This window comes from Acinetobacter sp. ANC 3832 (assembly GCF_002135415.1).
GTDB lineage: Bacteria > Pseudomonadota > Gammaproteobacteria > Pseudomonadales > Moraxellaceae > Acinetobacter.
Map to the genome: position 1 here is coordinate 115724 of NZ_NEGJ01000010.1, position 18281 is coordinate 134004.

An 18281-nucleotide genomic window follows, 5' to 3' on the forward strand; every position below is an offset into this window, starting at 1 on the left:
CCAAAGTTAGAAAAGGTTGAGAACAACTCTACTTAATTTAGGCAAATACTCGAAACAGTACCGTGTCATCCTCAATTATTTTTTCACTCGCAGCTTGATTAATAGAGCCAAAAGCAAGTTGCGCTTTCAACACCCAACTTTGGGGTAAATTAAATTGCTCTGTCACCATTGGATTAATTGCAGGATTATAATGATGTAAAGCAGCACCTAAACCAGCACTTGATAATGCCGCCCACACAGCAAATTGCGCCATCCCTGATGTCTGTTCAGACCAAAGAGGAAACTCATCTGCCTGTAAAGGTCGCTGTTTTTGCAAGGATTGAATCACTTGTTGATCTTCAAAAAATAGAACCGTACCAAAAGCATCTGCACAACGATCAATTTTAACAACAGCACCTTCAAAAACATGCTCAGGCACATATTGTTTTTGTACCGTTTTCACATTTTGCCAAAATTGATAATGGGTATCTTCCATTAAAATAACCACACGTACACTTTGCGAATTTAAAGCAGAAGGACAACAGCGAATAGCTTCTTTAATCAATTGTGTTAAATAATTTTGGCTAAAATATACTTTGCGACCCAGTTCATAAACACTTCGCCTCTTCTTTAAATCATCAATAAGACTGTACTGAACTGCTTCTTCTTCTTTCCTCCCAAAAAGCGACTCTTTACTGATATCTGTTTTAAGCACTTGACCAATTTTTGTTAAAAATGCCATGTAAAACTCCCAATGACTGCATACAACCAAATGGCATATATTTTGTAAGTATTTTAAATGTTTATTTTTATAAATACTGAAAAGTGAACTTTCTAATGTTTCTTTTTAAATCGAACAAATTCAACAACAAAAATAAACTCCGCACTTGGCGGAGTTTATGTGAAATATATCGCTTTCAATCAAAATTGATAAATCAACTATTTTTCAGTTTCAAACAAAGCGGCAACAAATGCTTTGGCAGAGAAGGGTCGTAAATCATCAATTTTTTCACCTACACCAATAAAGCGAATAGGCACATGTGAACGACTGGCAATATTAAATAAAACACCGCCTTTGGCTGTTCCATCTAACTTAGTGATGGTTAAACCTGTCAAACCAACAGCTTCATCAAACACTTCAACTTGATTAATCGCATTTTGACCTGTACCTGCATCTACAACCAACATAATCTCGTGTGGCGCAGTGGCATCAATTTTTTGCATCACACGTTTTACTTTGGTCAACTCACTCATTAAGTTGCTTTTGGTATGTAAACGTCCTGCAGTATCTGCAATAAGAACATCAATCCCTTTAGCACGTGCACTTTCAAAAGCATCAAAAATGACAGATGCACTATCAGCACCATGACCTTGTGCCACAACAGCAATATTATTACGCTCGCCCCAAATCTCAAGTTGTTCAGTCGCTGCTGCACGGAAAGTATCACCTGCCGCTAACATGACTGTCTTACCTTCACCTTGTAGGCGTTTTGCTAATTTACCAATAGTTGTTGTTTTACCAACGCCATTTACACCCACCACTAAAATCACAAATGGAGATTTATTCGGGTCAATATGCAAACGTTTTACACGTGGTGCTAACAATGCCACCAACTCTTCTTGTAATGCCTTATACAATGAATGTGAGTAAATCAAATCACCACGGGCTGTACGTTCGGTTAAATTCGTAATGATCGTTTTTGTCGCCTCTACACCAATATCAGCAACCAATAACTGCTCTTCAACTTCCTCAAGCAATTCATCGTCAATCTCTTTCCCACCAATGAGGATATTCACCATACCATCAGCAAGATTTTTACGCGTTTTGGTTAAACCCATTTTCATGCGACTGAAAAAACCACCTGAACTACTTTCTTCAGCTTCAGGCTCGACCTGTTTCTGTACCGCTGTTTCAACAGCCTCAGTTACAATCGTTTTTGTTTGAGTTTCAACAATGGGCACATCAACGGCAGGCAAACCTGGTAAAGTGACATCATCATCCCCGATGTCCGCATCAATCAAAAATTTATTTTGCTGTTGTTGCATGCCGATTCCTTGAAAAGCACCGCGTTAAAAGCGTGAGTGTAGCATAGTTTCAGGGCTTTTCACGCCCCTAAACATGCTTCTCAGGCGTAAACCAAAATACAACATGTCAATAATTTTAAGCACTTGCTTTAATATTCATTTTTTTTAAAATAGTGAAAAATAATGTTGTTTCAATCAGGATGACTTTTGATTCATTTCAAATATTTAAATTTCAATTTTGATTCAAAACTCAAAAATCATCTTTTGCGTCTAAGTTTAGCGTCATTGTGTTTAATTTTTTCAAACGCTCATGCAGAAACCCAAAGTCATTTAGCACGAAGCACCTTTGAAACCACACTTTCAAATGGTCTAAAAGTCATCATTCGAGAAGATCATCGCTCCCCCATTGTCATGACCCAAATTTGGTATGCCGTTGGAAGTGCCGATGAATCAGGGAATGTTTTAGGAATATCGCATGTTTTAGAACATATGATGTTTAAAGGCACAAAAAAAGTGCCCAATAATGAATTTACCCGACTTAGCCGTATGTATGGCGGTAGTGTCAATGCTTCGACCTTTACTAATTACACCAATTATTACCAACTTTATCCTAAAAAATACTTCCCCTTAGCTTTAGAGCTTGAAGCAGATCGAATGAACAATTTGGTTTTACGCCAAGCAGATTTTGATCCTGAAATTAAAGTCGTTATGGAAGAGCGTCGACAAAGAACTGATGATAATCCACGTAATTTAGCGTATGAGCGTTTTAAATGGATTGCCTATCCCACCAGTCATTATCGCCAACCCGTGATTGGCTTTATGAAAAATTTACAGAATATTCAGCTATCTGATTTAAAAAAATGGTATCAACAATGGTACACACCCAATAATGCAACGCTCATCATTGTTGGTGATGTCAATTCAGAACAAGCATTGAAACAAGTGCAAAAATATTTTGGTTCTATTCCTCAAAAAGCCACACCTGATCGAAATGATGTGCTTGAGTTTGAACGTATTGGTTATCGACATATGGCGCTTTCTTTGGCTGTACAAGTCCCTAGCTTGTATATGGCGTGGAATGTACGTTCAATCTCCACAGCTAAGAATCCACAAGATGCCTATGCTCTCACCATTATTCAATCACTACTCGATGGTGGTATATCATCAAGACTGCAAGATCGTTTAGTTCGAGATAAGAAAGTCTTAACGGCGATTAATGTAAGTTATGACCCCTATAGTCGAGGTGACAGTTTATTCATTATTTCTGCCATCCCTTCTGATGGTGTCAGTTTAATTCAAGCACAAGAAGCTATTGAAAAAGAAATGAATCTTTTCAAAACTGAATTGGTCGACTCACCTGAGCTTGAGCGTGTAAAATCTAACTTTGTCTCCAATTTAATTTATAGTCAGGATGATATTGCAGGACAAGCTCGAATGATGGGTAATCTTGAAGTGAATGGTTTGAGTTATCGTTTGATGGATGAATTACCTAAACATTATGACAAAGTCACGCCTCAAGATTTACAGCGCATTGCCAATGTTTTTTTTATTCGTGACAATTTAAGCACCATGTACCTCTCACCTGAACCACAAGAATAAAAAAGAGAAAATCCAATGATGTTTAAACACCCAATATTTATTCTTTGTTTTTCTCTCGGTATGATTTCACCTGTTTTTGCTGATGTTCAATTGGATAATCGTGAAGCTGATCTGATTGAAATCAACACGCCTTTAAAATCAATTCTTGTTTTACAAAGCCTGAAAAACTTATCTACGCAAAAAAACGATCAAACTCCATTTGTGCAAGAGTTAAAGAATTCAGATCAGGTTCGCACTTTATTTGTAAGTACCCAAAATCTACCGATTGTTGATATTCAGCTCACTTTTAATGCAGGCTCTGGGCAAGATGAAACTATCGGTAAAGGGCTTTTTGGCTTATCAAATATGGCAGCCAAATTATTAACTGAAGGTACAGACCAATTAACAGCAAAACAAATTGCCAGTTCTTTTGAAAGCTTAGGTGCACAATTTAGTGCAAATGCTTATCGCGATATGTTTACAGTTCGCTTAAGGGTTCTTTCTGACCCTGATAAATTAGAACCTGCTGTGAATTTAATGCTCGATATATTAAACAACGCCACATTTAACAACTCTGGTTTAAATCTGGCATTAAGCAATACCAAAGTTGGGCAAAAACAAGTCCAAGAAAATCCCAGTCGATTAATGAATATCCGTTTTTATCGAGCGATTTATGGGCAACATCCTTATGCAGAACCCAGTGTTGGAACGCAAGCCAGTGTAAAAAAAATTACCCCTGAGCTTTTAGTGCAATTTAAAAATAAATTATTGGTTGCACAAAATATGAATATTGCCGTGACTGGCAATCTAAATTTAGATCAAGCCACGCAACTTTCCAATCAAATCAGTCATTCATTAAATCAAGGTGAAACAGCGACAGTGCTTCCCGAGCCTATTGATCAAACTGATTTTAATCTGCATTTCATTCCGTTTAATTCAACACAAGCACATATCACAATGGGACAGCTTGGGATTACTCGAAATGACCCTGATCGTGTCGCACTAGAAATTGCCAATCAAATGTTTGGTGGAAGTGGTTTCAACTCAATTTTAATGAGAGAACTTCGCGTAAAACGTGGCTATACTTATGGTGCTTATAGCAGCTTAGCCACAACCCAAGCCCGTGGATTATTTAGTTTGAGTTACTCCACTCAACAAGAACAACTCATGGACAGTATTCAAGTCGCACATCAGGCTTTGATCCATTTTGTCAGTCAACCGATTGCTAAAAAACAGCTTGAAGAAACAAGAGAAGGAATGCTCCGTGCATTCCCTATGACATTCAGCAGTAATGCCAGTATTAATGCTCAGATTGCGGCAGTTGGCTTTTATGGACTACCTTCTGACTATTTAAATCAATATCAAAAACAGCTCAATGCTTTAACACCATTACAAATACAACAAGCGATACAAAAACATCTTCGTGCAGATCGCTTAACACTTGTTGTTGTCGCAAATACTTTAGATCAAGCTGCTTTATTGAATATGTTAAAAAGTAATTTAGAGCCCATCCCACAATCTCAGACAACCATTAAAATCACTCGTCACCCATTAAATGAATCCAAATCAAGCGTCGAGCCAGAGGCGACTACTCCTGCTCCATTGCAGGATATTGTTTCACCTTAGATGATTCAAATTGATGAGCACGCATTAACCGAAAGTATTCTGCAAATTTAATCTGCTCTTGAATGAGTAATTTTCGTGCCATCTTTTGTGTTGCAGGATACGTTGCTTGCTCTGAAAGTACTTCAACTTGGTGATATTTGTTTGATTCAATTGGAATGAATACAATAAATACCGCAAAAAATATAATCACCGCTATGATGATGGATACAATAATATTAAGAGCATGTTCGAACTTTAATTGCGCTATGAGTTTTAACAGATGATCTTTAGAAATGAGCATGACCTACCTCGAATTGCAGGTAGTGTAATATTGCGCTTCAGAAAAATATAGTCTTGATATCCCAATAAGCCTGTTTAAACATGACTTATTGGGCATTACTTTTTAAAAATTATTATTTAATTCACCAATGTACGAATAACGGCAAAATATAGAATAGACGCAATAATGACTAAAGCAAGACAAACCGCAAATACACTTAAGCCACCTTCTGCATGAAGAGGATGTAAATCATCATCATCAGCAATGCGTTTTAACTCACCATCATACACATGGTAAAATTCACTTTTTTGCGTTGGAATCAAATTTTTGGTAAAATCATATATTCGTTTTCGTTGTGCAAGACAATAATCGCCGAGATGGATTTCCTGATGGAAAATCGCCTCGTCTAATTGCTTACGATGAAACTGAGCCAAAGCGATAATTTGGGACTCAGCTGGAGGTACATCAAAATCAAAACCATCTATGGTATTTTTCATAATTGTTCTCCTTTGTAGTATTTCTCATATTGATTTTAATAAAAATTATTTCTGTTTAATGTTTAATCATGTAACCTTGAATTATCGAACACAACCACCACATAATAGTTGACAAGTTAAGTAATATGTAATATTAGTTTAACAATAGTCAGATAGATTAGTAAGAAGACCAGAATTGGTCGCAAGATGTAAGCAATCATAATTACAATAAGGAGTTTTATATGATTCAACAGTTCTCTCATCAAGACTTAGAGCATGTGTATGCAAACGCTGTAAATACGATTCAATGTGAAATGAACTTTGTAGATGCGGTTAAAGAGTTAGAAGAAGCAGCACGTGCTGGGCATGGTAAAGCAGCAATGTTCTTAGCGGAACTTTATTTTCAAGGATTCCGTGTAGAACGTGATTCACTCAAAGCACAATATTGGCAAAAAATGGCCACAATGCAAGCATAAACAAACGTCGCCTCGGTGGCGTTTTTTTATACCCTATGTAAAGTTTTTAATATTATATGTTTAGTAAATATTTAAAATATAATAATTTCTTACGATTTAACACAAAGCTTCAACTGTATTTAAAACCAAAGCGTTTATGATAGATACGAGATTAGTGAATAAGTTTTGTATTGTTATCATGAAAAAATATATTCATCTTCACCCTGTATCAAAAGAGCTTATTTTTAAAATTTCTATTTTAAAAACAATGATGTATTGTGGTGTGCTTTGGGGACTTTACCATGAGGGTTGGGCGATTAAATCTGATCAAAATGATTACATTTTTCCGTTCTGGTTTAATTCAACGCAAGCCTATCAATATGCCAAAATTCATTGGCCAAACTATACCCCACGGAAGATTACCCCTCAGGATTTTGAAGAGTCTTTACTTCCGACTTTAACCCGTTTTAAAGTTACACCTGCATTATTTAACTCGTCTACACGTGTTTTTAAACTTTCTACAGTACAAATGCGCCATTTCTTTTTTAGTAAAGATACAAGATTACTACAAGCAATCTAATCTAGATAAAGTCATCTGCTTAAGTAAAATTTTAAGTGATGACTTTTTTGATTTTATAAAGTGAAAATATTAAAAAATAGATTTCTAACATATAATTAAAATAAACACTTTATATAAAACTTTCTAATTTTTAATTAAAAATTGAGGAATAAAAAAGTTTCAAATATAGATACAAGATATCCTCTATGTAAATTCCATACAAAATTTATGACTACAAAGTATTTGCATTCTTTCAAAATACAGTTAATTTAAAGATGTATAAGCACACGTGCACATTAAAGTAAGGAAGAATAATCATGACCACCGTTGCAAAAGTTATTCAAAATAAATTAGGTCAAGAAATTTATACGATTTCGCCTTCGGCAACCGTTCTGAAAGCTATTACCTTGATGGCAAATAAAGGAATTGGTGCTGTTGTCGTGACCGAAAACTCTAAGATGGTCGGTATCCTTTCTGAACGTGATTACACGCGTAAAATTGCCTTAATGCAACGTACTTCTGATCACACCACTGTTGGTGAGATTATGACTGAAAAAGTAATTTCTGTGACACGTAATCATACTGTAGAGGAATGTTTAGGCTTAATGACAGATCGACACTTGCGACATTTACCTGTCCTAGATGGTGATACATTGATTGGTTTTATCTCTATCGGAGATTTGGTTAAAGCTACCATGGAAGATCAGAAAAAGTTAATTGAGCAATTACAACAGTATATTTCAGGTTAATTTTTTGAAATAAAAAACTGCTCAAATGAGCAGTTTTTTATGCAAGTCAATTTGTCTTAATCAATAAAATTTTTGCTTAATTAGTCAAAATTTTATTTCGCAGATTACGATTCAAGTGATTAATTTAAACCTAATTTCTCAGCAACATAATCTGCATCTTTATCGCCACGACCAGAAAGATTCACTACAATTTTAATCTCTTTCGCCATTTTAGGCGCTTCACGAATTACCCAAGCAACTGCGTGTGAACTTTCTAGAGCAGGTACAATTCCTTCAACGCGTGACAAAGTCATAAATGCATCTAAACATTCCTGATCTGTTGCTGTTGAATATTGCACACGACCTAAATCTTTTAAGAAACTATGCTGTGGTCCAACACCGGGATAATCCAAACCTGAAGCAATCGAGTGAACGGGTAAAGGCTCACCTTTCTCATCTTCAAGTACATAGCATGCCATGCCATGAATTTGACTTGGTTTACCTAAAGTCAAAGTAGCAGAATGCATATTTGTATCTAAGCCCAATCCAGCAGGTTCAACACCTACTAAACGAACATCCGATTCATTTAAGAAAGCCGTAAATGCCCCCATTGCATTTGAACCACCACCGACACATGCAACAATATAGTCAGGATTTTGACCAAAACGATCATGCGTCTGAACTTTAATCTCATCACCAATAATCGATTGGAAATCACGTACCACTTTTGGGAAAGGATGTGGACCGACAACCGAACCAATCGCATAAATAAAGTTTTTAGGATCTTTCAAATACTCTTCAAATGCGCTATCCACTGCATCTTTTAGGGTTGCTGTACCTTGAGTCACAGAAACCAGTTTTGCACCCAATATCTTCATTTTAACGACATTAGGGTGTTCTTTTTCAATATCAACCTGCCCCATATGAATTTCACATGGAATACCCACTAAGGCACAGGCTGTTGCTAAAGCCACACCATGTTGACCTGCACCCGTTTCAGCAATTACTTTACTTTTACCCATAAATTTGGCTAATAGTGCCTCACCCAAACAATGGTTAATTTTATGTGCACCAGTATGATTGAGATCTTCACGTTTCAAATAAATTTGCGCGCCACCCAATTGCTCAGATAAACGCTTTGCATGAAATAATGGACTGGGGCGACCTACATAATTTGCAAACAAATCAGCCAATTCATTTTGAAATTCTGCTGTATGGCGAATTTCTTCATAGGCAACGTTAATTTCATCCATCGCTTCTTTAAGATGCGGAGGAATAAACTGACCACCGTACTCACCAAAGAAACCGTCTTCATTTGGTAATGCAATGCCATTAATTTGATGTTTCATTGACCGATCCCCTAATGCTGAAATTAACGCTTTATCGTATTTATCTTGATAAGTATTTGGTCATATCTTCAATGCCTTTTAAAGTCATTGGATACATATGGTCTTCAAAAAGTTGTTTAATTAAACCGACTGTTTGGGTGTAGTGCCAATAATTTTGAACTTCTGGATTAAGCCAAGCCGTTTTTTCAAAATGCTTACGCAAACGATGCAACCACACATCACCCGCTTCATCATTCATATATTCAACCGAACCACCAACAGATTTCAATTCATAGGGTGCCATACTCGCATCACCTACCACGATGACTCGATAATCTTTACCATAGGTATTGAATAAATCCCACGTATTCATTCGAGTAGATGAGCGACGAAAATTATCTTTCCAAACATAGTCATATAAGCAGTTATGAAAATAGAAATACTCTAAGGTTTTAAATTCACTTTTTGCCGCACTAAACAATTTTTCACATTGTGCGATATGAGAATCCATCGACCCGCCCACATCAAACAACATCAATATTTTAATACGATTACGACGCTCAGGCACCATTTGAACATCTAAAATGCCTTGCTTTGCTGTTTCATAAATCGTGCTATTAATATCAAGTTCTTCGGCAGCACCTTGACGCGCAAATTTACGTAAACGACGCAACGCCATTTGCATTTGTCTTGTGCCTAAAATTTGTTCATCGTCCAGATTTTGATATTTGCGCTGTTCCCAAACTTTCACTGCTGAATTTTTACGACTTGGTCCACCAATACGCACACCTTCTGGATGATCACCGAACGCTCCAAAAGGAGAAGTTCCTCCTGTGCCAATCATACGATTACCACCTTGATGTTTTTTATGTTGTTCGCGTAAACGCTCTTCCAACATTTTCATCAACTCTTCAAGCGAACCCGCTTTCATCAGTTCGGCACGTTGTTCAGGTGTTAAATGCTTTTCCAATAATTCTAAATCAAGCCAATCTTTCGGTATGTTTTGAACTTTACTGAGTAAATCATCAATATTAAACGTATGAATACCATCAAAATAGTCTTTCATTGCACGATCAAATTTATCAAAGAATCGCTCATCTTTGACCATGATTGTTTTCACAAGTTGATAAAAATCATCTTGATCTGCAAAGATCAAACCTTGACTAATCGCATGATTCAGATCAATCAGCTCTCGTGTGCTAACTGGTACACCATATTTGCGTAAGGTATAAAATAATCGCACGAACATAGCGCGACCCCTCCCCTTAACGACGTGACATAAAGGCTAAGCGTTCAAGCAATTGAACATCTTGCTCATTCTTAATCAATGCACCATATAAAGGAGGAATGGCTTTAGATTTATCATGATTACGAATCACATCTTCTGGTATATCATCTGCCATTAACAAGCTTAACCAATCAATCAATTCAGATGTTGAAGGTGGTTTTTTCAAACCCGGAACTTGGCGTAACTTAAAGAAAACTTGCAATGCTTCACTAACCAAAGTGCTCGAAATCTGCGGAAAATGCACTGCAATAATTTCACGCATGGTTGCTTCGTCTGGGAATTCAATATAATGGAAGAAACAACGACGCAAAAATGCATCTGGAAGTTCTTTTTCATTGTTTGATGTAATGATGACAATTGGGCGTTGTGTCGCAGTGATGGTTTCACCTGTTTCGTACACAAAAAACGACATTTTATCGAGTTCATGCAATAAATCATTTGGGAACTCAATATCAGCTTTATCAATTTCATCAATTAATAAAACACAACGTTCTTCACTGGTAAATGCATCCCACAATTTACCCGGTTTGATATAGTTTTTAATATCATACACACGGTCATCACCCAACTGGCTGTCACGTAAACGTGAAACCGCATCATACTCATAAAGCCCTTGTTGCGCTTTAGTCGTAGATTTGATGTGCCAAGTCATCAGTTTTAGACCTAAACTTTGCGCAACTTGTTCAGCTAAAAGCGTTTTACCTGTTCCAGGTTCACCTTTAACCAAGAGAGGTTTTTGCAATGCACGCGCAGCTTTTACTGCAAGTTTTAAACCATCAGTGGCGATGTACTCTTGAGTACCTGTAAATTGTTGAGTATCAACAGACATAACTAACCTTTATTTTTTATTTAAAGTGGTGAAATATTATTAACAACAGTGCTGTTTTTGACAGTATTTTTATTGATTTTGTATTTCGACCAGAAGTAACCAATGATTAAACCGAGCCCGATCACAAATGAGATTAAAGCAAGATTTGACCAAATAAGAGGTGTATCTTTTGTTAAGATACCAAAAAGCAAACCGAATACTGCAGGTGCAAGTTCAGAGTTTGGTCCTTCAGAAATAGTTGGGGTTGCTATAACAGCAAATACAAAAATCCATGTAATACCACCAAGTGGAGATGGTAAGCGTTTTGCAATCGCATACCAACACCACAGAATAATCAATGTTCCAAGAACATAGACGGTAATTGCAATACTATCTTCTGGAACAGAATCTAAAATTGCTAAAAAATTGGTCCATATTCCTGATTGATCTTCACGCACCACGTAATCCCTCTGGTTCAACCGCATTTGGATTAATTAAACCTTCAGGCGGTACTTGGATAAAAAAACCCTTAGTTTGTAATGAATCTAGCACATGTAACACATTTACACGTGCCAACTTTTTAGATTCATTTAATTCAAGATGCATCACAAAAGTCGCTCTACCGAAAGCATTACGTAAAGCTTCAGATAAAACTCCCAGTGGATCAGTTGATTCTACTTCATTCGAATAATCTGGACGAGCAACGTAAAGATACATTTCATCTTTTTTACTCGATTTATAAATATCACAATGCATTTTTTTCAAACAGCGTTTACAAAATCAAGAGATAGCATACATGAAAAAAACGACAGATACATTAGCGATTATTAACGCATCGGTCGTGTTTTTAAGCAAGTTGATTTGGTTTTGTATGTTTTTAGTACTGAGCTCAGTTTTCACTCGTACACTTTCATTTGTGTAGATAAATAATCAATATCTTTGCTTAAAAGTTGAATCAGTGGTTGAGTCAATAATTCATAACGCCATCCCAATAAATAACCCGGTAAATCTTGTTCATTACCATTAAATACTACATGGTGATATAAAGCATTCAACCATTTTTTACGCATTAATACTTCTTTTGGCACATTGCATTCTGTCACAGCAAGATTAATCAAATCATCCACTGCTTGTGTCACACCTTTTGAAGAATGACGAATTGGTTTAGCCATACGTAAAGGCCATTCATCAGCTTCTGGCAGAAATGTCAGTAAATCTAAAATGGTTTTACCATGCTCACGCACTACGCTCGCACGAATATCTTTCATTTGTGATAATTGAAAATTATTTTTAGGATTTTTTTCAACGAGGTCATGAATGGTTGAATTTTTTAGAATGAAACTTCTAGGTTGATTCAATGCCTTAACCATTTCTTCACGCCAAACACTCAACTGTTGTAATTGCATCAGTTGTTTTGCTGAATGGCGATAATTACCAATATCGTTATATAGCTTCTCTTTTGGTGTTTCTGTGGCAATTTCAAAGGTTAAATTATGACAATCTTCCAATACACACTGGTAAAGACCTTTATCATGTAAATCTGCTTGTAATCTTTGCGCCAATTGCATGATATACAACACATCATTGGCCGCATAATTCATTTGTTCAGGCGTTAATGGTCGAGCCAACCAATCTGAACGTGTTTGATCTTTATCAATATCAATATCAAGCATTTGCTTCAGTGCATTTTGATAGCTCACTTGTAAACCATGCCCTAAAAATGACATCGCAACTTGTGTGTCAAACACATTCTCTAAGCTTTTTTGTTCAGCATAATGATAAATTAAATCAATATCTTCACTACACGCATGGAAAATATTTTGCTTAGCTTGAAAAATTTGTTGCCAAAAAGACGAAAGTTCTAGTGTCGTACCATCTAACAGAAAGATTTTATTATCGACATTAATCTGAAAAACGCCTAATTTCGGCCAAAAGGTATCTACCTTAATAAATTCGGTATCAAGACCATACACAGAACTTTGACGCATCAAAGTGAGTACATTTTCGAGGTCAGTTTGCTGATTAATAAATTGGAACATGTCTTTATTGGGTCAAAGTTTTACATTTAAATGAAACTATATATTACATTAATATATAAAAATTAAATATAACAATTTGACGCTATCCCCTTATAAATGCTTTTATTTTCTACTGTATTAATAGGTTTTAGCTATTTTAAAAATCATTTATTTTATTCAATATAAGCTTTAACTCTCCAGAAGCAAAACAATAGATTCTAAGGATGAATGATTTTTATGATATTGCCATAGAATTCTTAAAAAAAACTGTTTTATTCATTAAATATTTGTAATTTTTTTATTTATTTTTGATAAAAAATAAGCACATAGCTGTACTTATTTCATACGCATACGATTATGAACTGCCTGACTAAGTGTATGACTATCCACATATTCAAGTTCACCACCTTGTGGAACACCTTGTGCAATACGTGTCATATGTATCGGCAAATGTTTGGTGGCTTCAACAAGATAATGTGCTGTCGCTTGTCCTTCCACTGTTGCATTCGTTGCCAATATGACTTCTTCTACATTTCCATCATTTAAACGTTGTAAAAGATAAGGAATACCGATCTCTTCGGGACCAATGCCATCTAAAGGAGATAAATGCCCACCCAATACATGATACTTCCCTCGAAAACTCCCACTTTGCTCAATTGCCATGACATCTGCAGGAGATTCAACCACACAGAGCAATTGCTCATCTCGCTCCGTTGAAATGCAAATATCACAAATTTCATTTTCCGTGAGCGAATTGCACAACTGACAGGTATGAATATAAGAAGTCGCTTCATTCAGCGCATGTGCCAAACCGACAGCACCCTCTCTATTTTTCATAATCAAATGTAATGCCATACGCTGAGCTGATTTAGGACCCACACTTGGCAAAATACGCAAAGCTTGAACAAGTTGATCAAAACGATCACTAAACATTGAAGCTTTCCTTAAAGCAATAAAACCAATTAAAAATATATACGTACTAGACTGATGACATAACCACTCTTCATTTTCATTTTAAAGGAAAACAAAGAAGTTATTAATACTGATGCAAGATATCTATAAAATTCAAAAATTAAGAATAAGCCACTGAATGCAGTCACTTATTCTCATCTATTACTGAAAGTCGATTAGAACATTCCCGCTAAGCCTGGTGGTAAGCCCATGCCTGTGTTCGCACCTTTCATTTTTTCTTCAGTAATCACTTCTGCTTGACGCGCTGCATCATTCATTGCTGCTGCAATCAAATCTTCAATCATATCTGCATCATCTTGAAGTAATTCAGGGCTGATTTCGATACGTTTAACCACATTACGGCAAGTCATAGTGACTTTTACAAGACCACCACCCGCTTCAGCATGAACTTCAGTTTGTGCAAGTTCTTCTTTGGCTTTTTTGACATTCGTTTCCATGTCTTTTTGCATACGCTGAGCTTGCTGCATTAACATATTGATGTTCATAAATTTCTCCGAACAAAAATCAATTTAAAAATCTATAACTTTATTCCATTATAAAGATAATGAAATAAAGTTGAATCAAATATTAGATTAAATCCAATCCACGAGCGATGTCGCGAATAATATCATCTGTATCTTCCAAACCAACAGATAAGCGGATTAAACCTTCACGAATACCTGCGGCAGCTTTCGCTTCTGGTGAAAGTTTACCGTGTGTTGTGGTTGCTGGGTGAGTAATTGTTGATTTTGCATCACCTAAATTACCAGTAATTGAGATAAATTGAGTATTATCGATGACTTTCCATGCACCTTCACGTTCACCTTTTACTTCAAACGATACAATACCACCAAAACCTTTTTGTTGTTTCGCCGCTAATTCATGACCAATATGATCTTTTAAGCCTGCAAAATATACTTTTTCAATTTTATCGTGACCTGCCAACCATTCTGCAACTTTTTGTGCACTTTCAGAATGTGCTTGCATACGTAATCGAAGCGTTTCTAAGCCTTTCAAGAACACCCATGCATTGAATGGGCTCATTGAAGGCCCTGTGGTACGTACATAACCAAACACATCTTCAAGTAGCGTGTGATTACCGACAACGGCACCACCTAAAGCACGCCCTTGACCATCTAAATATTTAGTCGCTGAATACACCACCAAATCTGCACCAAACTTTAATGGTTGCTGAAGCACTGGTGTACAAAAGCTATTATCAATCGCTAATAAAGCACCATTTTCATGGGCAATATCGGCTAAAGCTTGAATATCTGCAATTTCAGACAATGGATTAGACGGTGATTCCACAAAGAGTAATTTAGTTTCTGGGCGTATTGCATTTTTCCATGCACCTAAATCTGTTAAATCAACAAAATCAACAGCTACACCAAATTTCGTAATATATTTTTCAAACAAAGCAACCGTTGAACCAAAAACAGCACGTGAACAAATGACATGATCGCCTAATTTGAGATATGACATTGCCACAGCCATAATCGCTGCCATCCCAGTACTTGTCGCCACAGCACGTTCTGCACCTTCAAGAGCAGCCAAACGCTTTTCAAACATAGCAACCGTCGGGTTGGTAAAACGAGAATAAATATTACCAGGCTCAGCACCTGAAAATTTAGCCGCAGCTTCAGCAGCATTTTCGTAAACAAATGAAGATGTCAGAAAAATTGGCTCGCCATGCTCACCTTCAAAACTACGCGTATGACCTGTGCGAATGGCTAAAGTATCCAGTTGGTATTCAGTATTGTCTTGTTGACTCATTTTAAAATCCAGTCATGAATTGTGTTTGTAAATAATTGCCAACATTTTGAGCGCCTAATGTATTTAAGGTCAAGGTAAAATACGAAATTATCGCTTAGACTTCGAACAAACTTACATGAAATTGAGACTAATATCGCTAATGGAACAACTCAAAAAGAAAGTGTCAGACCGTTCAAGCAAATTAAAAAATCTTTCGACCCGTATCTTTAACGGAAAATCACTGGTTCTTTCACAAAGTACGCCTTATGAAATTATTGCGCAGTTCAATCAAACGCGCGTACGTTACTATGCTTCGCCAGAAAAAAAATATAAAGAACCTCTCGTGTTTGTTGCTCCACTTGCCATTAACATGGCTATTTATGATCTTTATCCATACCGCTCTTTGGTTAAATATTTCAGTGAACAAGGCTTTGATGTCTATTTAATCGACTGGGGTAAACTGAACTACAATGATCGTTATCTAAATTTTTTGAACTTTGTTGATGAAGCTCTACCTAATTGTGTGAATAAAATTAGAGAACATTCTCAAAGTGATCAAATTTCACTGCATGGTTGGAGCATGGCTGGAATTTTCGTTTTACTTTATGTGGCTTTACGCAAACCGAGCTATGTTAAAAATCTAATTATTCTTGCAAGTCCTATTGATAGTTATGCATCTGGTGGTATTGGTAAGCTTTATAAACGGATCAACACTTATTTATCGCAAAATGAAACATTAAAACGCACTTTTTATTATGGTGGCATTCCAAAGAGAATGCTTCACACACCTGGCTTACTCAATGCAATTGGCTTTAAAATTTTAGATCCTAAAGGTTGGTATGAAGGTCACAAACAGCTTTTATTAAATTTAGATGATGAACAACTTTTACATGAGCATGCAACATTGGGTAATTTTCTAAATCATATGATTGACTACCCTGGTGCTGTGAATCAAGACATGCTATTTAATGTTTGGCTACAAAACCCATTAAAAAAAGGATCGATTCAACTCAGAGATAAAAAAATTGAGTTAAAAAATGTCGATTGTTCACTGTTTATTGGTGCGGGACGCAGTGATCAAATGGTCACCGCAGATGCAGTTAAGCCTTTAAGCGAATTGACAAATAGTAAAGATGTCACGTTTACTCTCATTCCTGGTGGACATTTAGGTTTAATGTCGAATCAGAAAAGTGCCGATGAGTTTTGGCCAATACTTGCAGATTGGTTGGCTCAGCGCTCAAACAAATTATAGTTTTTAATTAGGGATGGTAAAATGATTCAATCAGTTGCATTTATCGGCTTAGGCGCAATGGGCTATCGTATGGCGGCTCATTTACCCAAACATTTCGACACCGTCTATGTCTGGAATCGAAATTTTGAAAAAGCACAACAACATGCAACTGAATTTGGAACAATCGCTGTGTCACTGGAACAAGTTGTACAAGCTGATATCATTTTTTCTTGTTTACCAACCAGCGATCAGGTTGATGAAATTCTAGATCAAGTTCATATAAAAAGTGGCGCAATCTGGGTCGATTGTACTAGTGGTGTACCTGAATCTGCTCGACTTCAATCAACTCGACTTCATCAATATGGTGTGCAGTTTTTAGATGCGCCAGTAAGCGGGCAAACTGTTGGCGCAGAAAATGCAACACTTACCTTTATGGTGGGTGGTGATACAGAAGCGTTTCAACAGGCTTTGGTTGCCATGCAAGCAATGGGAACACTTATTAAATTGGTGGGTGACTCCGGTGCAGGTTTTGCTGTAAAAGCAGTCAATAATATGATGATGGCGGTGCATTTGTGCGCGGCAGCGGAAGGTTTTACGACATTAAAAGCACATGGTGTAAATTTAAATGAAGCGCTCGCATGTATCAACGCATCTAGTGGTAAAAGTGGTGTGACTGAGAGTGCATTACCCCAACGTATTTTAAACCGTAGCTTCCCTGTAACCTTTGCTCTGCCATTATTAGCAAAAGATACAGGCATCGCGATTGATTTAGTCAGAGATGCTAGACTTTCCGCACCCATTTTAAGCCTTACTCAGAATTTAATTCAAGCTGCAAATGCGATTGCAGAGCCGAATAGTGACTTTTCTGCTGCTGTAAAAATGTATGAATCATGGAGTAAAATCACACTCGAATAGTTTTCATATATCAATATTTTAGTTTTAAGGGGCTTTGTTGCACAAAGGTTTGAAAGGCAGAGCTACCCTAATTGAGCCAAATTTAAGTGTCAACTTGGGTATGAGGGCGACCTAATTCTGTGAATCTATTCAAGACTGCTACGCGTGCATGAATCTCGTTCACCTGACTAAGGAAACTCCTTGATGTTAATTTATCGCCTAATAATTTGATGCAATGCATCTTGGTTTCCACCAAACTTCGACGGTGATAACCAGACCACTTTTTCCAAAGGGATCTTCCTAACCGTTTGACTGTTTTCAAT

At 36.6% G+C, this 18281-nt stretch carries 20 protein-coding genes and 1 pseudogene; 7 read left to right on the forward strand and 14 right to left on the reverse strand.

The window, feature by feature from the left end; genetic code table 11:
• Positions 1-37: 37 nt before the first annotated feature.
• Positions 38-721: a nitroreductase family protein gene (locus tag B9T35_RS13860; RefSeq protein ID WP_086191685.1), complete on the reverse strand. Its 684-nt coding sequence runs from the start codon at positions 719-721 to the stop codon at positions 38-40.
• Positions 722-918: 197 nt separating this feature from the next.
• Positions 919-2025, reverse strand: coding sequence for a signal recognition particle-docking protein FtsY (gene ftsY / locus B9T35_RS13865; protein WP_086191686.1), 1107 nt, complete (start codon positions 2023-2025; stop codon positions 919-921).
• A gap of 264 nt (positions 2026-2289) precedes the next feature.
• On the opposite strand from ftsY, the gene B9T35_RS13870 reads away from it, so the two are divergent.
• Both B9T35_RS13870 and B9T35_RS13875 read left to right on the forward strand, forming a co-directional pair.
• Positions 2290-3603, forward strand: a complete 1314-nt coding sequence (locus B9T35_RS13870; RefSeq protein ID WP_416202445.1) for a M16 family metallopeptidase — start codon at positions 2290-2292, stop codon at positions 3601-3603.
• A gap of 18 nt (positions 3604-3621) precedes the next feature.
• Positions 3622-5208, forward strand: a complete 1587-nt coding sequence (locus B9T35_RS13875) for a M16 family metallopeptidase (protein WP_086191715.1) — start codon at positions 3622-3624, stop codon at positions 5206-5208.
• Here the strand turns inward: B9T35_RS13875 and B9T35_RS13880 are convergent.
• Complete coding sequence (locus B9T35_RS13880; RefSeq protein ID WP_086191688.1) at positions 5171-5488, reverse strand: hypothetical protein; 318 nt, start codon at positions 5486-5488, stop codon at positions 5171-5173. The two genes, B9T35_RS13875 and B9T35_RS13880, sit on opposite strands and share 38 nt — an antisense overlap.
• Positions 5489-5604: 116 nt before the next feature.
• Complete coding sequence (locus tag B9T35_RS13885; RefSeq protein ID WP_086191689.1) at positions 5605-5964, reverse strand: hypothetical protein; 360 nt, start codon at positions 5962-5964, stop codon at positions 5605-5607.
• Between the two features lie 221 nt (positions 5965-6185).
• Here B9T35_RS13885 and B9T35_RS13890 point away from each other — a divergent pair, with 221 nt between their 5' ends.
• The 3 genes from B9T35_RS13890 (at position 6186) to B9T35_RS13900 (ending at position 7706) form a co-directional block, all read left to right on the forward strand.
• Positions 6186-6419, forward strand: a complete 234-nt coding sequence (locus tag B9T35_RS13890) for a hypothetical protein (protein WP_086191690.1) — start codon at positions 6186-6188, stop codon at positions 6417-6419.
• Between the two features lie 178 nt (positions 6420-6597).
• Positions 6598-6978 carry a DUF2750 domain-containing protein gene (locus B9T35_RS13895; protein ID WP_086191691.1) on the forward strand — a complete coding sequence of 127 codons (381 nt, stop codon included), beginning with the start codon at positions 6598-6600 and terminating at the stop codon, positions 6976-6978.
• A 296-nt stretch (positions 6979-7274) separates the two neighbouring features.
• Positions 7275-7706 (forward strand): CBS domain-containing protein, encoded by a 432-nt coding sequence (locus tag B9T35_RS13900; protein WP_086191692.1) that lies wholly within the window; start codon positions 7275-7277, stop codon positions 7704-7706.
• Positions 7707-7825: 119 nt separating this feature from the next.
• Here the strand turns inward: B9T35_RS13900 and trpB are convergent, their stop codons facing one another.
• The 9 genes from trpB to B9T35_RS13945 form a co-directional block, all read right to left on the reverse strand.
• Positions 7826-9034 (reverse strand): tryptophan synthase subunit beta, encoded by a 1209-nt coding sequence (trpB, locus tag B9T35_RS13905; protein WP_086191693.1) that lies wholly within the window; start codon positions 9032-9034, stop codon positions 7826-7828.
• A 40-nt stretch (positions 9035-9074) separates the two neighbouring features.
• Entirely contained in the window at positions 9075-10262 is a 1188-nt protein-coding gene (locus B9T35_RS13910) for a vWA domain-containing protein (protein WP_086191694.1), read from the reverse strand.
• Between the two features lie 16 nt (positions 10263-10278).
• Entirely contained in the window at positions 10279-11130 is an 852-nt protein-coding gene (locus B9T35_RS13915) for an AAA family ATPase (RefSeq protein WP_086191695.1), read from the reverse strand.
• 20 nt (positions 11131-11150) lie between these two features.
• Entirely contained in the window at positions 11151-11594 is a 444-nt protein-coding gene (locus B9T35_RS13920; RefSeq protein ID WP_228147154.1) for a hypothetical protein, read from the reverse strand.
• A complete protein-coding gene (locus B9T35_RS13925) occupies positions 11560-11865 on the reverse strand; it encodes a YcgL domain-containing protein (protein WP_086191697.1) in 306 nt (101 codons plus the stop codon). Before B9T35_RS13925 ends, B9T35_RS13920 begins: the two co-directional genes overlap by 35 nt.
• 140 nt (positions 11866-12005) lie before the next feature.
• Positions 12006-13148: a ribonuclease D gene (locus B9T35_RS13930; RefSeq protein WP_086191698.1), complete on the reverse strand. Its 1143-nt coding sequence runs from the start codon at positions 13146-13148 to the stop codon at positions 12006-12008.
• Positions 13149-13463: 315 nt separating this feature from the next.
• Positions 13464-14060 (reverse strand): recombination mediator RecR, encoded by a 597-nt coding sequence (recR, locus tag B9T35_RS13935; protein ID WP_086191699.1) that lies wholly within the window; start codon positions 14058-14060, stop codon positions 13464-13466.
• A gap of 194 nt (positions 14061-14254) precedes the next feature.
• Complete coding sequence (locus B9T35_RS13940; RefSeq protein ID WP_086191700.1) at positions 14255-14584, reverse strand: YbaB/EbfC family nucleoid-associated protein; 330 nt, start codon at positions 14582-14584, stop codon at positions 14255-14257.
• Positions 14585-14666: 82 nt separating this feature from the next.
• Positions 14667-15854 carry an O-succinylhomoserine sulfhydrylase gene (locus tag B9T35_RS13945; protein WP_086191701.1) on the reverse strand — a complete coding sequence of 396 codons (1188 nt, stop codon included), beginning with the start codon at positions 15852-15854 and terminating at the stop codon, positions 14667-14669.
• Positions 15855-15993: 139 nt separating this feature from the next.
• Here B9T35_RS13945 and B9T35_RS13950 point away from each other — a divergent pair, with 139 nt between their 5' ends.
• Together B9T35_RS13950 and B9T35_RS13955 are read left to right on the forward strand one after the other, a co-directional pair.
• Positions 15994-17085, forward strand: a complete 1092-nt coding sequence (locus tag B9T35_RS13950) for an alpha/beta fold hydrolase (RefSeq protein ID WP_086191702.1) — start codon at positions 15994-15996, stop codon at positions 17083-17085.
• A gap of 21 nt (positions 17086-17106) precedes the next feature.
• Complete coding sequence (locus tag B9T35_RS13955; protein ID WP_086191703.1) at positions 17107-17979, forward strand: NAD(P)-dependent oxidoreductase; 873 nt, start codon at positions 17107-17109, stop codon at positions 17977-17979.
• 82 nt (positions 17980-18061) lie between these two features.
• Here the strand turns inward: B9T35_RS13955 and B9T35_RS13960 are convergent.
• A pseudogene (locus tag B9T35_RS13960) lies at positions 18062-18281 on the reverse strand (IS5/IS1182 family transposase); the annotation flags it as partial.

Excerpts from the sequence above, each read along its gene's own strand:
- B9T35_RS13925 (WP_086191697.1), bottom strand. The coding sequence starts at position 11,865 with ATGCATTGTGATATTTATAAATCGAGTAAAAAAGATGAAATGTATCTT.
- B9T35_RS13920 (WP_228147154.1), bottom strand. The coding sequence starts at position 11,594 with ATGCGGTTGAACCAGAGGGATTACGTGGTGCGTGAAGATCAATCAGGA.
- B9T35_RS13895 (WP_086191691.1), top strand. The coding sequence starts at position 6,598 with ATGAAAAAATATATTCATCTTCACCCTGTATCAAAAGAGCTTATTTTT.
- trpB (WP_086191693.1), bottom strand. The coding sequence starts at position 9,034 with ATGAAACATCAAATTAATGGCATTGCATTACCAAATGAAGACGGTTTC.
- ftsY (WP_086191686.1), bottom strand. The coding sequence starts at position 2,025 with ATGCAACAACAGCAAAATAAATTTTTGATTGATGCGGACATCGGGGAT.
- B9T35_RS13900 (WP_086191692.1), top strand. The coding sequence starts at position 7,275 with ATGACCACCGTTGCAAAAGTTATTCAAAATAAATTAGGTCAAGAAATT.
- B9T35_RS13940 (WP_086191700.1), bottom strand. The coding sequence starts at position 14,584 with ATGAACATCAATATGTTAATGCAGCAAGCTCAGCGTATGCAAAAAGAC.
- B9T35_RS13915 (WP_086191695.1), bottom strand. The coding sequence starts at position 11,130 with ATGTCTGTTGATACTCAACAATTTACAGGTACTCAAGAGTACATCGCC.
- B9T35_RS13860 (WP_086191685.1), bottom strand. The coding sequence starts at position 721 with ATGGCATTTTTAACAAAAATTGGTCAAGTGCTTAAAACAGATATCAGT.
- B9T35_RS13950 (WP_086191702.1), top strand. The coding sequence starts at position 15,994 with ATGGAACAACTCAAAAAGAAAGTGTCAGACCGTTCAAGCAAATTAAAA.
- B9T35_RS13930 (WP_086191698.1), bottom strand. The coding sequence starts at position 13,148 with ATGTTCCAATTTATTAATCAGCAAACTGACCTCGAAAATGTACTCACT.
- B9T35_RS13955 (WP_086191703.1), top strand. The coding sequence starts at position 17,107 with ATGATTCAATCAGTTGCATTTATCGGCTTAGGCGCAATGGGCTATCGT.
- B9T35_RS13880 (WP_086191688.1), bottom strand. The coding sequence starts at position 5,488 with ATGCTCATTTCTAAAGATCATCTGTTAAAACTCATAGCGCAATTAAAG.
- recR (WP_086191699.1), bottom strand. The coding sequence starts at position 14,060 with ATGTTTAGTGATCGTTTTGATCAACTTGTTCAAGCTTTGCGTATTTTG.
- B9T35_RS13875 (WP_086191715.1), top strand. The coding sequence starts at position 3,622 with ATGTTTAAACACCCAATATTTATTCTTTGTTTTTCTCTCGGTATGATT.
- B9T35_RS13945 (WP_086191701.1), bottom strand. The coding sequence starts at position 15,854 with ATGAGTCAACAAGACAATACTGAATACCAACTGGATACTTTAGCCATT.
- B9T35_RS13885 (WP_086191689.1), bottom strand. The coding sequence starts at position 5,964 with ATGAAAAATACCATAGATGGTTTTGATTTTGATGTACCTCCAGCTGAG.
- B9T35_RS13910 (WP_086191694.1), bottom strand. The coding sequence starts at position 10,262 with ATGTTCGTGCGATTATTTTATACCTTACGCAAATATGGTGTACCAGTT.
- B9T35_RS13890 (WP_086191690.1), top strand. The coding sequence starts at position 6,186 with ATGATTCAACAGTTCTCTCATCAAGACTTAGAGCATGTGTATGCAAAC.